The organism is Microvirga sp. ACRRW (assembly GCF_022346925.1).
In the GTDB taxonomy this organism is placed as follows: domain Bacteria; phylum Pseudomonadota; class Alphaproteobacteria; order Rhizobiales; family Beijerinckiaceae; genus Microvirga.
Map to the genome: position 1 here is coordinate 683,081 of NZ_JAKRNJ010000001.1, position 13,568 is coordinate 696,648.

Sequence of the window (13,568 nt, forward strand, 5' to 3'; positions counted from 1 at the left end):
CCCTTTTGTCATATCTCAGACATGGACAAGGCATCCATGCGCTCTAATTCGAGGCTCAGATCTAACGTTATACTCTTGTGACTGTGAGTTCTCGTGCCCTCAACCCAAAGGCCCCCTAGAAAGCCTACGAAGGCTGTGCACCCAACTTCTGTCCGGACCGGCGCAAAGAAAACGGCGCAGCCTCTGGACCGGATTGCTCTTCTCGCACACCAGCTCAGGACGCCTCTTTCGGCCATCAACGCACTTGCTCAGGGCATGATGCGTCGGGCAGAGCGTATGAGCTCCGAAGATGTCAGGACCCGTGCCGAAAAGATCTGGCGCGCGAGCCTGCGCCTAGACGAGCTGATCGAGACGATCATGTCCTACACGCGGGCGAGCGCCGGCGGCATGCTTCTCAACCCCACCGAATTCAATCCCGAGTCTTTGATCAGGCGTGCCTGCAAGGAGCAGAGCAACCACGATCCCGAGCGCCCCTTCACCATCGACATTCAAAAACTTCCCGAGATCATCATTGGCGACCCCATCCTGCTGGAGCAGGCGCTTGTGATCGTGCTGTCCAACGCGATTAAGTATTCAGACTCCGATACTCCCATCAGCGTCAGGGCCCGTCCATCGAGGGAAGGCGTCATGGTCGTCGTGAAGGACGAAGGAATCGGCGTATCCGAGCGTGATCTACCATTCCTGATGCAACCCTTCTTCCGTGGTCACAATGCCAAGGAGATAACCGGCACCGGCCTGGGTTTGAGTCTTGCCTGGCACATCATCATGCTCCATGGCGGCAGCCTTCACATCGCCAGCAAGGAAGGGCACGGAACGACCGTGACACTGACGATTCCGGAAAAGAACGTGACGGGAGCTTCAGGCGTGCTCTAACGGATCAGAACAGCGCGAAAGTCGTTCACGTTGGTCAGTGTCGGCCCTGTGACGACAAGCCGGTCGAGCTGCTCGAAAGCGGAATAGGCATCGTTGCCGGCAAGATGGGCCGCAAGATCCACGCCCCTTTCCTGCGCGGCGGCGAACAAGGCGTGATCGAACCACGCGCCTGCATTGTCCTCCGATCCGTCGATGCCATCGGTGTCGCAGGCAATGGCTGACATGCCTGCTTCGCTGCGCAATGCCAGGGCGAGCGACAACAGAAACTCCGCGTTGCGCCCGCCCCTCCCCGAGCCTCGGACAGTGACGGTCGTCTCGCCTCCCGACAGAAGCACGCAAGGTGCCGCAACAGGTTCACCGTGCTGTCGAACGGACCGTGCAATGCCCGCCATCACGCGCCCAACCTCGCGCGCCTCGCCTTCGATAGCATCGCCGAGGATCATCGGCATCAGCCCCAGTTCACGCGCTTTGGCGGCAGCCGCGTCGAGCGCCATCTTGGGCGTGGCGAGCATGTGAACCACACCGCCCTCACCCGAGCTTTCGACAACATTGGTCCGCATGGCCCGCATCACGTGAGCGGACACCTGGATTCCATGTTTGTCGAGGATGGAAATGACTGCTTCCGGATCGACGCGCTCGGGAATTGTCGGGCCCGAACCGATGCTCGCGGGGTCATCGCCTGGAACATCGGAGATGAGATAGGTGACGAGTTGCGCCGGATGGACGGCAGCCGCGAGTCTTCCTCCCTTGATGGCGGAAAGCGACTTGCGCACGAGGTTCATCTCACCGATAGGTGCGCCCGATTTGAGCAGCGCACGATTCAAGCCCTGCTTGTCCTCGAGGGTGACCCCTTCCGCGGGAAGCGAAAGAAGCGCGGATGCGCCGCCTGAGATCAGGCAAACAACGAGATCATCCGGACCGGCCTCTTGTGCCAAGGCCAGAATGCGCCTGGCGGCATTGAGGCCCGCCTCATCGGGCACTGGATGGGCGGCCTCTATGATTTCAATGGAGCTGGTGGGAACTGCATGGCCATAGCGCGTGACGACCAAGCCCTCACAGATGCCGCCTTCCCTCGCCCAAGCCGCCTCGAAGGCTGCCGCCATGCGTGCGGATGCCTTTCCGGCACCAAGTACGATAGTTCGGCCCTTGGGCCGAGGCGGCAAGCGCCCATCAAATCTTCCATCCGGAAGCGCCGCATTCAGGGCCGCATCGAACAATGCCCGCAGGATCGATACATCTTCTGTCATGCGGCGAGCTTACGACAGAAATCGATTTCGTGAAGACCCTGAGACCAATCAGGCCTCGACTGCAACACGCCTGCTCTCACCTGCAAGGTGCAGGGACACGTTATCGGCTGCGATCTTCTCAGCAAGTACGGCATCCGGCGCACGGTCGGTGACAATGTCGGAGAGCCTTTCCATCGGACAGACGAGTTCGAGATGGCGGCGATTGAACTTCGTCCCATCGAGCAGGAGAACGTTGCGCTCCGCCCGGTCCATCATGGTGCGCTTGACCCAACAGGCTTGAGTCTCCACATCGTTCGGCCCCTCAAAGGTAAGGCCGCTGGCGCCGATGAAAGCAATGTCCGCATTGAATCGCTGAAGGAAGGCGCAGGTTTCCGAGCCGTAGACACCCCGTTCGCGCGCCGAAAAATCGCCTGGGCAGAACAGCACCCGCACGCTGCCCTGTGGCACGAGGGCATTTGCGACCGCAAAGCAATTGGTGATCACGGTGATCTTCTCGGCCGTCTCGGCCAGAACATGGGCGAACCGGGCCGTGGTCGAGCCCGAATCGATCATGACGACATCCCCGGGCATCACCAGCTTGACGGCGGCCCGGGCGATGGCGTCGCGCTCTTCGACCGCCAGCGTGTTCCTATCCTGGAACTCCGGCTGAAGGCCAAGCTGTCGCCCTGCCGCGCCGCCATAGGTGCGGCTGACCAGACCTCGTTGGGTCAGTTCCTCGATATCGCGGCGCACTGTCTCGGCAGAAACCCCTAGCCTGCGGGCGAGATCCGATGTCCGCACCGCTGGGCTCAAGCCCAGTTCGGCCAGGATCAGCCGCTGACGAACTACCTTTTTGCCTTCAGGAAGCGACACGCTTCAACCCTCCATCCGCAACCAAGGATAGCGTAACTCGCTCAAAAATGTTGGAACATCCCACAGAAGTATGATTGAACTGCCAAATTCTGTCATCTAGGTTTCACATAAGGCACCGATGAGTGCCATTAAAGGAAGCGCCTGTTTATGCACGAGACTGTTCTGCATTCCCGCAGCCCCAAAGTCATGGGAGCAGCGGCATGATCCCCCTTTCTCAGCTTTCGCGGGAAAAGGCGCGTTCCGTGCGCGTCATCCTCACTGACATCGACGACACCATTACGACGGAAGGCATGCTGACGGCCTCCGCCTATGCGGCGCTGGAGAATCTGCAAAAGGCCGGCTTCCTTGTGATCCCCGTGACGGGCCGTCCCGCCGGATGGTGCGATCACATCGCGCGCATGTGGCCGGTTGACGGTATCGTAGGCGAGAACGGTGCTTTCTATTTTCGCTACGACCGCGAGCGGAAAAAGATGGACCAGCATTTCTGGGCGAGCCCCGAGGAGCTGAAAGGCAATCGCGCGAAACTCGATGCCATCGAGAAAGAAGTTCTCTCCTCCGTTCCGGGCTCCGCGCTCGCCAGCGACCAAGCCTATCGCCTGGCCGATCTCGCCATCGATTTCTGCGAGGACGTACCGGCTCTCCCTGAATCCGAGGTCGACCGGATCGTTGCCATTTTCGAGCGCCACGGCGCGCAGGCGAAGGTCAGCTCCATCCATGTGAACGGTTGGTTCGGCGACTACAACAAGCTCAGCATGGCCAAGACGATTCTGGCCGACGTGTTCGGCATGGATTGGGAGCAGGCCAAGCAATCCGTAATTTATGCGGGCGACTCGCCGAATGACGAGCCCATGTTCGAAGCCTTCCCGCTCAGCGTGGGCGTCGCCAACGTTCACGCTTTCGCGCATCGTCTGAAGAACAAGCCTGCCTACATCGCCGAGGGTCATTCAGGAGACGGTTTCGCCGAGTTGACCGAACTGCTCCTGGCAGCCAAACGCTAACGCGCATTCTAACTTTCAGATCTCAAGGGTCGTGCCTATGTCCGAGATTGTCGTCAACGCAGTATCGAAAACATGGAGCGGCGTTGGCGGCGTCAACCGCATCAGCTTCAAGGCCGATGCGGGAACGCTGCTGGTCCTGCTCGGGCCCTCGGGCTGCGGCAAGTCCACGACGCTGCGCCTGATCGCAGGTTTGGAAGAGGTCGATTCCGGCACCATCACCATCGGCGGCCGCGATGTCACTCATCTGTCGCCTGCACAGCGCCACATCTCGATGGTGTTTCAGTCCTATGCGCTGTTTCCACACCTCAACGTCGCGGAGAACATCGTCTTCGGCCTGAAAGTGCGCGGCGTCGGCCGCGGTGAACGCGATGAGCGGCTCAAGAAGGTGGCTGACATCGTGGGCTTAAGCGATCTGCTCGAGCGCAAGCCGTCCCAGCTCTCCGGCGGTCAGCGCCAGCGCGTTGCGCTAGGCCGCGCCATCATCGCGGAAGCCCCCGTCTGCCTGATGGACGAGCCTCTGTCGAACCTCGACGCCAAGCTGCGCCACGAGATGCGCACCGAGATCCGCAGCCTGCAGCAGCGGCTCGGTATGACGATGGTCTATGTCACGCATGACCAGACCGAAGCCATGACCATGGCTGACCGCGTGATTCTGATGCGCGACGGGCATATCGAGCAGAACGGCGCGCCGCATGAACTCTATAACGAACCGGCGAGCGACTTCACGGCGCGCTTCATCGGCACGCCGCCCATGAACCTCATCTCCTGGCAAGACGGCGCCGTTCTCGGCGTGCGGCCGGAGCATATCTCTCTCGTGGAAAGCAACGGCATCCAGGCCACCGTCAAGGCGGTGGAGTATCTCGGCGCCGACAGCATCATCCTGTGTGACGTGAAGGGCGAGACCGTATCCGTCCGCCAGACCGGCTACTGCGCGCTGCCCACCGGCGCACAAGTCGCGCTCGGATGGCAAAACCGTCACATACATCTGTTTGACAGGGACAGCGGAAAGCGTCGCGCGGGCAGCGCATTGCCCCAGTGAGGCTTATCCTCTGAGAGAACGCACGCGGTACCAAGCCGCAGGCGTACGGCTTCTTAAAACCCGAAGGGGGAGGACAATGAAGTTCAAATCCAAGGCCCTGCTCACGGCAGGCTTCATGACGCTGGCGAGTCTCGGTGCCGGTGCCGCTCATGCGGTCGACCTGACCATGTACTACCCTGTCGCCGTCGGCGGTCCTGTCACGAAAGTCATCGATGACATGGTCCAGCAGTTCCACAAGGAAAATCCGGACATCAAGGTCGAGTCCGTTTATGCCGGCAACTACACCGACACCATGACCAAGGCCATGACCGCCATGAAGGGCGGCCAGCCTCCTCAGCTGTCGGTGCTGTTCTCCACCGATCTGTTCACGCTCATGGACGAGAAGGCCATCGTGCCGGTCGATGAGATCGCCGGCACCGACAAGGAATGGCTGAACAGCTTCTATCCGGCCTTCATGGAAAACGGACGCGTCGAGGGCAAGACCTGGAGCATTCCGTTCCAGCGCTCCACCATCGTGCTCTACTACAACAAGGACGCCTTCAAGGAAGCGGGCCTCGATCCGGAAAAGCCGCCGACAACCTGGGCCGAGATGGCCGAGATGTCGAAGAAGCTCGTGAAAAAGGATGCTTCCGGCAACGTGAGCCGCTGGGGCGTGGAAATCCCCTCCACCGGCTACGGCTACTGGATGCTCCAGGCCCTTGCCATCGAAAACGGCCAGAAGCTCATGAATGAGGCTGGCAATCAGGTCTCGTTCAATGCGCCGAAGACCGTCGAGGCCCTGCAGTACTGGGTCGATCTCGCCGCCAAGGACGGCGTGATGCCCAAGGGCGCCGTGGAATGGGGCACTCTGCGCACGGACTTCCTGGAAGGCAAGACGGCCATGATGTGGCACACCACGGGCAACCTGACCGCGGTGAAGGAAGGCGCGAAGTTCAACTTCGGCGTCGCCATGCTGCCCGCCAAGGAGCGCCGTGGCTCCCCGACCGGCGGCGGCAACTTCTATGTGTTCAAGAGCGCAAGCCCTGAGCAGCAGCAAGCCGCCGTGAAGTTCATCAAGTGGATGACCGCTCCCGAGCGCGCAGCCGATTGGAGCATCAAGACCGGTTACGTCGCTGTGACGCCCGCTGCCTACCAGACGGACGTCATGAAGAACTACGTCAAGGACTTCCCGCAGGCCGTCGTCGCCCGCGATCAGTTGGAGCATGCCGTTGCCGAACTCTCGGTGCATGAGAACGGCCGCATCTACAAGATCATGAACGATGCGGTGCAGGCAGCCGTCACCGGCACGCAGACCCCGCAGGAAGCCCTCGAGAGCGCTCAGAAGCAGTCCGAGCGCATCCTGAGCCGCTACAAGTAACCGACTTCACGTGCTGCGGCGGAGCCTTCCGCCGCAGCATATCGTCCGATCCCGCAGGAGAATGCGATGGTATCCGCCGTCATGAGCGCCGCCGAGCCGAAAGCCCTTAGGCGCAGGAATTGGATGACGAACGTCAATGCCTGGCTGCTTCTGCTGCCCGCCGTCGTTCTCCTGGCGACCTTCACCCATTACCCGATCCTCGCCACGCTCTATCACAGCTTCTTCTCGCTGGGCCGGGGCGGTGGCTCCACATTCGTCGGCCTGGAAAACTACACCTACATGCTGGAAGACGATGTCTTCTGGCAGGTGCTGCGCAACAACATCGTCTTCGCACTCGCCACCGTGCCGACCAGCATCGCGCTCGCACTCCTGATGGCCGTGTGGGTGGACAAGAAGATGGCCGGACGCTCATTCCTGCGCCTCGCCTTCTTCACGCCGACCGTTCTGCCGATGATCGCGGTCGCCAATATCTGGCTGTTCTTCTACACGCCCGGCTATGGCCTGCTCGATCAGGTTCTGAAGAGCTTCGGCTTCTCGGGGCATAACTGGCTCGGCGATCCCTCCACCGTCATGACCTGCCTTGCCGTCATGGTGGTGTGGAAGGAAGCCGGCTTCTTCATGATCTTCTATCTCGCGGCCTTGCAGACCATTCCGCCCGAGTTGAAGGAAGCCGCAGAGGTCGAAGGCGCGAGCCGGTGGTATTTCTTCCGCCGCGTGACGTTGCCTCTTCTTATGCCCACGACCCTGTTCATTTCGATCAATGCGCTCATCAATTCCTTCAAGCTCGTCGATCAGCTCGTCATCATGACCAAGGGCGGGCCGAACAACGCAAGCTCGCTCCTGCTCTACTACATCTACGAAGTCGCCTTCACCTTCCAGGATACCGCTTTCGCTGCCACGCTGACGGTGACGCTGATCGCGATCCTAGCCGGCGTCGCCCTCACCAAGTTCGTCTATCTCGACCGCAGGATTCACTACCAATGAGACAGAAAGATCATTCGGTCGAAACCATCGCCGCCTGGGTACTCGCACTTCTGTGGCTGCTTCCGCTGGCTTACAGCCTGTGGAGCGCTTTCCACCCATCAGAGTACGCAACGCGCTTCGACATCACCGCCCCGCTGACCCTCGACAACTTCGTCAAGGCCTGGAACCAGGCGCCGTTCGCCCGCTATTACCTGAACACCCTGATGTTGGTGACCATGGTGCTGGCCTGCCAGCTCGTGATTGCCACACTCGCGGCCTACGCCTTCGCTCGCTTCAAGTTCTTCGGGCGCGATGTGCTGTTTGCGCTTGTGCTCGTTCAGCTAATGATCATGCCGGACGTGCTGATCGTGGAGAATTACCGCGTCATCAGCACATTGAACCTGCTCGACACGATCCCCGCCATCGGCCTTCCCTACATCGCCTCGGCCTTCGGCATCTTCCTGCTGCGCCAGACCTTCAAGGGCGTGCCCAACGAACTGGTGGACGCTGCGCGCGTGGAAGGGGCCTCTTCGTTCGGCGTCCTGTGGCGCGTCTTCGTGCCGCTCGGCAAGACGACCTACATCGCCTTTGGTCTCGTCTCCGTGAGCTATCACTGGAACAATTTCCTCTGGCCGCTCATCGTTACTAATTCGGTCGAAAGCCGCCCTCTTACCGTGGGTCTTGCGGTCTTCGGAGCGCCTGAGACCGGCGTCGATTGGTCGGTGATCACGGCGGCCACCGTCATGACCATGGCGCCGCTGCTTCTTGCTTTCCTCCTTTTTCAGAGGCAGTTCGTTCAGTCCTTCATGCGGGCAGGCATCCGCTGATGAAGCTCGTCACTTGGAATGTCCAATGGGGCCTCGGCTGCGACGGCAAGGTCGATCTCAACCGCATCGTCGAAACGGCGAAAGCGTTGAGCGACGCGGATGTCTTTTGCTTCCAGGAAATCTCGCATGGCTTCGCACCCCATGATGGCGGAGAGGACCAGCCTGCAATCCTGAGCGATCTCCTACCCGGTTACACGCCAATCTTCCGCCCTGCCGTCGAGCGGCGCGACGAAGAAGGACACCGCCAGGTCTTCGGCAACATGATCCTGTCGCGTCTGCCCGTGCTGGAGATCACGAGCCATATGCTGCCATGGCCTGCGACCGAATGCCGGAGCATGCAGCGCCAAGCTCTTGAAGTGATCGTTTCAACGAGCTTCGGGCCCGTGCGCGTCACCACTTGCCATCTCGAATATCACGCTTTCGAGCATCGGCAGGCGCAGGTCGAGCACATGCGCATGGTGCACGAGAACCACGAGAAGCGCATGAGGCTCAGCCATCGCGACACGTCGGCAGGCCCTTACCGCACGCTTCCCGCGCCGGTCGGCGCCATCGTGTGCGGCGACTTCAATCTTGGCCCCGACGATCCGCTTCACGCCGAGATGCGCAAGCCCTTCGCATCAGGTATTCCAACCTTCGTGGATGCTTGGGCGATTCAGCACGGCGATGCTCCGCATGCGCCGACGACGGGAGTTGCTGATTTCAAGCAATGGCCACAGGGCCCACATTGCCGCGACTACATCTTCGTATCGGAAAATTTGGCGGATCGGATCACCGATTTGCGCGTCGATGTGGAAACGACGGCATCCGACCATCAGCCGGTTGCAATCACTCTCCGCGCCTAAAGAAAAGCCGGGCTTCAAGGAGCCCGGCTTTCTTCATTAGATGCCTGCAAGGCAGACATATTTGATTTCGAGGAAGCCCTCGATTCCGTATTTGGAGCCTTCACGGCCCAAGCCCGATTGCTTGATCCCGCCGAACGGCGCCATCTCGTTGGCGAGTGCGGGCGTGTTCACGCCCACCATCCCGCTCTCCAGAGCCTCCGCCACACGCCAAACGCGGGCCATGTCCTTGGCGTAGAAATAGGACGCCAAACCGAACTCCGTGTCGTTGGCCATGGCGATCACGTCCGCTTCGTCCTTGAACGTGATGATCGGGGCGAGCGGCGCGAAGGTTTCTTCCTTCGTCACCTTCATGCTCTGGTTAATGCCCGTCATCACCGTAGGCTCGAAGAACGTGCTACCGAGATCCGAGCGCTTGCCGCCCACCAGCACCTTGCCGCCCTTGGAGAGGGCATCGGCTACATGGTCTTCCATCTTTGCCACGGCGCGGTCGTCGATCAGCGGGCCCATGGTCACGCCTTCTTCCGTACCGTGGCCGAGCTTGAGGCCTTTGGCCTTCGCCGCTAGCTTTGTGGCGAAGGCTTCCGCCACGCTCTCCTGCACATAGATGCGGTTGGCGCATACGCAGGTCTGGCCGGCATTGCGGAATTTCGAGGCGGTTGCTCCATCCACCGCCGCATCGAGATCCGCATCGTCGAACACGATGAAGGGCGCGTTGCCTCCGAGCTCCAGGGAGAGGCGCTTGATGCTGTCGCCTGCCTCACGCATCAGCCAGCGGCCCACATTGGTGGAGCCGGTGAACGTGATCTTGGCGACCTTCGGATTGTGGCAGAATTCCTCGCCGATGGGTTTGGCCTCGCTGGTAGTGACCACCGAGAACGCACCCTTCGGCACCCCTGCCCGCTCGGCCAGCACCGCGAGTGCCAGCGCCGAGAGCGGCGTTTGCGCCGCGGGCTTGAGCACCATGGTGCAGCCCGCAGCCAGTGCAGGACCGACCTTGCGAGTGATCATGCCATTCGGGAAGTTCCAGGGCGTGATCGCGGCACACACACCCACCGGCTGCTTGAGCACGAGGATGCGCTGGCCCGCATTGGCGCCGGGAATGATATCGCCGTCGATGCGCTTGGCCTCTTCCGCGAACCACTCGATATAGGCGGCGTTCGAGATCACCTCGCCCTTGGCCTCCGCCAGCGGCTTTCCCTGCTCCGTGGTGAGGATGAGCGCCAGGTCGTCGGCATTCTCGATGATGAGGTCGTACCACTTCTTCAGGATCTGGCTGCGCTCCTTGGCGGGGCGCTTGGCCCAAGCCTTCTGCATCTCATGAGCCTTGTCGATGGCCCGGCGGGCAGCATCGGCGCCGAGATCGGGCACATGAGCGATGAGCGCGCCATCGAAGGGATCGTTGACGGGGATGGTCTTGCCGCCGGAAGCATCGACCCACTCGCCCGCCACATAGGCTTGCGACACCAGCAAAGACGCATCCTTCAGATCGGGGATGCGGCGCTCCGGGGGATTATGAGCGGTCATGGAGAACTCCAGCCTGGATGATGAAAAGGGTGAGGGGGATATAGGTGCTCGCGGCCGGGCTGCACACTGCTCTGCACGCCGGTCTGGGTTGCCGCAGATAGCGGCACTGCCAAGCCTGTACAGACTCTGTCTGGAATAAATGGGTGCGACTTAAGGATGAAGCATCCTCGCATTGCTAAGGCGTACGGTGCCGTTACCTTGTCTTGACCGGCTTCATGGGGGGTTCCACCATGCGGTCCGATATGTGGCAGGACCAACCTGCCTTTCCGACAACAATGGGAAGGAAGACGATGCGAGTTCTCAAGCCAATTCTGTTCGCCTTAAGCTGCACCGTGGCGGCACAGGCAGCTTACGCCCAGAAAGTCTCCGACAACGTGGTGAAGATCGGCATTCTGAACGATCAATCAGGCGTCTATGCGGATTTCGGCGGAAAATCTTCCGTTGCCGCCGCCCAGATGGCCGTTGAGGATTTCGGCGGCAAGGTTCTCGGCGCCAATATCGAGATCGTGAACGCCGATCACCAGAACAAGCCCGACGTGGCCTCCAGCGTCGCCCGCCAGTGGTACGACGCTGACAAGGTCGATGCCATCATGGAGCTGACCACCTCCTCCGTTGCGCTCGCGGTCCAGGGCCTCTCGAAAGAGAAAAAGAAGATCACCATGACCACCGGTGCGGCAACGACCGATCTCACCGGCAAGCAGTGCTCGCCTTATGGCTTCCATTGGGCCTACGACACGCATGCCCTGGCCGTCGGCACGGGCGGCGCGCTCGTGGAGAACGGCGGCAATAAGTGGTTCTTCCTCACTGCCGACTATGCCTTCGGTTACTCTCTTGAAGAGCAGACTTCCAAGTTCGTGAAGTCGAAGGGAGGTCAGGTCGTCGGCTCCGTGCGTCATCCGCTGGCCGCGACCGATTATTCGTCGTTCTTGCTGCAGGCTCAAAGCTCCGGTGCCAACGTGATCGGCATGGCGAATGCGGGCCTCGACACCGCCAACGCCATCAAGCAGGCGGCCGAGTTCGGCATCACCCAGAACGGCACTCGTCTTGCAGCCCTGCTCTTTACGCTCGCCGAAGTGAAAGGTCTGGGCCTTCAGGCCGCGCAGGGCCTGACGCTGACTGAGGGCTGGTATTGGGACCAGAACGATGAGAACCGCGCCTTCGCCAAGCGTTTCCAGGCCAAGACCGGCAAGATGCCCAACATGATCCATATGGGCACCTATTCCACTGTCATGCAGTACCTGAAGGCCGTTCAGAAGACCGGCACGGACGAGACCGAAGCGGTTGCCAAGGCGCTGCATGAAATGCCGGTTCAGGACGCTTTCACCAAGAACGGCAAGGTGCTCCCCAACGGCCGCATGGTCTACGACATGTATCTCTTCCAGGTGAAGAAGCCCGATGAGAGCAAGAGCGAATGGGACATGTACAAGCAGCTCGCCACGATTCCCGGCGATCAGGCCTACATGAAGGCCGCCGACAGCGGCTGCCAGCTCACGCAGTAATCTGAAACATGCAATGGGCGAGGACGGTTTGCGCCGCCCTCGCCCTTTCATTCTCAACTCTTCATCGTTCGGGATCGACAGCCGCCATATGGTCAGTACTCAACCGATTTTGAGCGCCACAGGCCTCACCATGGAATTTCGCGGCTTCGTCGCGGTGAAAGACGTGACGTTGTCCGTCAACGAAGGAACGATCCATGCCTTGATCGGTCCGAACGGCGCCGGCAAGACCACGGTCTTCAACCTTCTCACAAAGTTTCTCACGCCGACGCGCGGGCAGATCAGCTTTCGTGGCAATGACATCACCGGCCTAAAGCCCGCCGAAGTGGCGCGGCTCGGCCTCGTACGTTCGTTCCAGATCTCTGCCGTGTTTCCGCATCTGTCGGTTCTCGACAATGTACGCGTGGCGCTGCAGCGCCCGAAAGGCCTTGCCACCCAGTTCTGGCTTCCCTCCAGCAGCCTTTCGTCGCTCGACGAGCGTGCGCTGGAGCTGATCGATGCAGTCAATCTCTCGGCTTATGCACATCTGAACGCTTCGGAATTATCCTACGGCCGCAAGCGCGCGCTCGAAATCGCCACGACTCTTGCTCTCGATCCCGCCATGCTGCTTCTCGACGAGCCTATGGCCGGCATGGGGCATGAAGACATCGGACGCATCGCCGACCTGATCCGGCGAGTCGCCAAGAACCGAACCGTGCTCATGGTGGAGCACAACCTGAATGTGGTGGCTGATCTGTGCGATCGCGTCACGGTTCTCGCCCGTGGCGAGATTCTCTCCGACGGATCCTATGTCACCGTCAGCGCCGATCCGCGCGTGCGTGAAGCCTATATGGGGACCGAGCATGAGTAACGCGCCTCTCCTGGAAGTTCGCGGGCTGAACGCCTGGTACGGAGAAAGCCACGTTCTTCACGGCGTCGATCTCGACATCCATGAAGGCGAGACCGTGACGCTTCTCGGCCGCAACGGCGCGGGCAAGACGACGACGCTGCGCGCCATCATGGGAATCCTGCGCCGCCGACAGGGCGTGATCCGCCTGCGCGGCAAGGATCTGCTTAGCCTTCCCCTGCACAAAGTGGCGCAGGCGGGCATCGGCTATGTGCCCGAGGAGCGCGGTATCTTCGCCAGCCTCAACGTGGCCGAGAATCTGGTGCTTCCGCCGAACGTCTCGGACGGCGGCATGAGCATGGAAGAGATCTACACGCTCTTCCCCAACCTGCACGAGCGTCGCTCAAGCCAGGGTACGAAGCTTTCCGGCGGCGAGCAACAGATGCTGGCGATTGCGCGCATTCTGCGCACCGGCGCACGGATCATCCTGCTCGACGAGCCGACAGAGGGTCTTGCTCCCGTCATCATTCAACGCATCGGCGATGTGCTGGTGGAATTGAAGAAACGCGGCATGACGATCCTGCTCGTGGAGCAGAATTTCCGTTTCGCCAAGAAAGTCGCGGACCGTTTCTACCTTATGGAAGACGGACGCATGGTCAATTCCTTCCCAGGTCATGAGCTCGATGCGCGCATGGACGAACTCCACGAAGTGCTGGGAGTGTAA

The 13,568-nt window shown here is 60.7% G+C and carries 13 protein-coding genes; 10 read left to right on the forward strand and 3 right to left on the reverse strand.

Annotated features, from left to right (window positions below; all coding sequences use genetic code 11):
- Nucleotides 1–135 precede the first annotated feature (135 nt).
- A complete protein-coding gene (locus MHY87_RS03355) occupies nucleotides 136–873 on the forward strand; it encodes a HAMP domain-containing sensor histidine kinase (protein ID WP_239349352.1) in 738 nt (245 codons plus the stop codon).
- On the opposite strand, the gene MHY87_RS03360 is transcribed toward MHY87_RS03355, so the two are convergent.
- Together MHY87_RS03360 and MHY87_RS03365 are read right to left on the reverse strand one after the other, a co-directional pair.
- Nucleotides 870–2,120, reverse strand: coding sequence for a glycerate kinase (locus MHY87_RS03360; RefSeq protein ID WP_239349354.1), 1,251 nt, complete (start codon nucleotides 2,118–2,120; stop codon nucleotides 870–872). The genes MHY87_RS03355 and MHY87_RS03360 overlap by 4 nt on opposite strands.
- Before the next feature lie 48 nt (nucleotides 2,121–2,168).
- Nucleotides 2,169–2,972, reverse strand: a complete 804-nt coding sequence (locus MHY87_RS03365) for a DeoR/GlpR family DNA-binding transcription regulator (RefSeq protein ID WP_239349356.1) — start codon at nucleotides 2,970–2,972, stop codon at nucleotides 2,169–2,171.
- 200 nt (nucleotides 2,973–3,172) lie between these two features.
- Here MHY87_RS03365 and MHY87_RS03370 point away from each other — a divergent pair, with 200 nt between their 5' ends.
- The 6 genes from MHY87_RS03370 (at nucleotide 3,173) to MHY87_RS03395 (ending at nucleotide 8,998) form a co-directional block, all read left to right on the forward strand.
- A complete protein-coding gene (locus MHY87_RS03370; RefSeq protein WP_239349358.1) occupies nucleotides 3,173–3,970 on the forward strand; it encodes an HAD family hydrolase in 798 nt (265 codons plus the stop codon).
- A gap of 37 nt (nucleotides 3,971–4,007) precedes the next feature.
- Entirely contained in the window at nucleotides 4,008–5,009 is a 1,002-nt protein-coding gene (locus MHY87_RS03375; RefSeq protein ID WP_239349360.1) for an ABC transporter ATP-binding protein, read from the forward strand.
- Between the two features lie 76 nt (nucleotides 5,010–5,085).
- Nucleotides 5,086–6,366, forward strand: a complete 1,281-nt coding sequence (locus MHY87_RS03380) for an ABC transporter substrate-binding protein (protein WP_239349362.1) — start codon at nucleotides 5,086–5,088, stop codon at nucleotides 6,364–6,366.
- 66 nt (nucleotides 6,367–6,432) lie between these two features.
- Entirely contained in the window at nucleotides 6,433–7,350 is a 918-nt protein-coding gene (locus MHY87_RS03385) for a carbohydrate ABC transporter permease (protein ID WP_370644817.1), read from the forward strand.
- Nucleotides 7,347–8,156: a carbohydrate ABC transporter permease gene (locus MHY87_RS03390; protein WP_239349364.1), complete on the forward strand. Its 810-nt coding sequence runs from the start codon at nucleotides 7,347–7,349 to the stop codon at nucleotides 8,154–8,156. The genes MHY87_RS03385 and MHY87_RS03390 overlap by 4 nt, the downstream gene beginning before the upstream one ends.
- Nucleotides 8,156–8,998: an endonuclease/exonuclease/phosphatase family protein gene (locus tag MHY87_RS03395; protein WP_239349366.1), complete on the forward strand. Its 843-nt coding sequence runs from the start codon at nucleotides 8,156–8,158 to the stop codon at nucleotides 8,996–8,998. The genes MHY87_RS03390 and MHY87_RS03395 overlap by 1 nt, the downstream gene beginning before the upstream one ends.
- Nucleotides 8,999–9,034: 36 nt before the next feature.
- Here MHY87_RS03395 and MHY87_RS03400 read toward each other — a convergent pair whose 3' ends face one another.
- A complete protein-coding gene (locus MHY87_RS03400; protein WP_239349368.1) occupies nucleotides 9,035–10,522 on the reverse strand; it encodes an NAD-dependent succinate-semialdehyde dehydrogenase in 1,488 nt (495 codons plus the stop codon).
- Nucleotides 10,523–10,812: 290 nt separating this feature from the next.
- On the opposite strand from MHY87_RS03400, the gene MHY87_RS03405 reads away from it, so the two are divergent.
- From MHY87_RS03405 to MHY87_RS03415, 3 genes are all read left to right on the forward strand, one after another.
- Complete coding sequence (locus tag MHY87_RS03405; protein WP_239349370.1) at nucleotides 10,813–12,021, forward strand: ABC transporter substrate-binding protein; 1,209 nt, start codon at nucleotides 10,813–10,815, stop codon at nucleotides 12,019–12,021.
- A gap of 88 nt (nucleotides 12,022–12,109) precedes the next feature.
- Nucleotides 12,110–12,868, forward strand: coding sequence for an ABC transporter ATP-binding protein (locus MHY87_RS03410; protein WP_239349372.1), 759 nt, complete (start codon nucleotides 12,110–12,112; stop codon nucleotides 12,866–12,868).
- The gene (locus MHY87_RS03415) at nucleotides 12,861–13,568 is read left to right on the forward strand and encodes an ABC transporter ATP-binding protein (RefSeq protein WP_239349374.1); all 708 of its coding nucleotides are present in this window, start codon (nucleotides 12,861–12,863) and stop codon (nucleotides 13,566–13,568) included. The genes MHY87_RS03410 and MHY87_RS03415 overlap by 8 nt, the downstream gene beginning before the upstream one ends.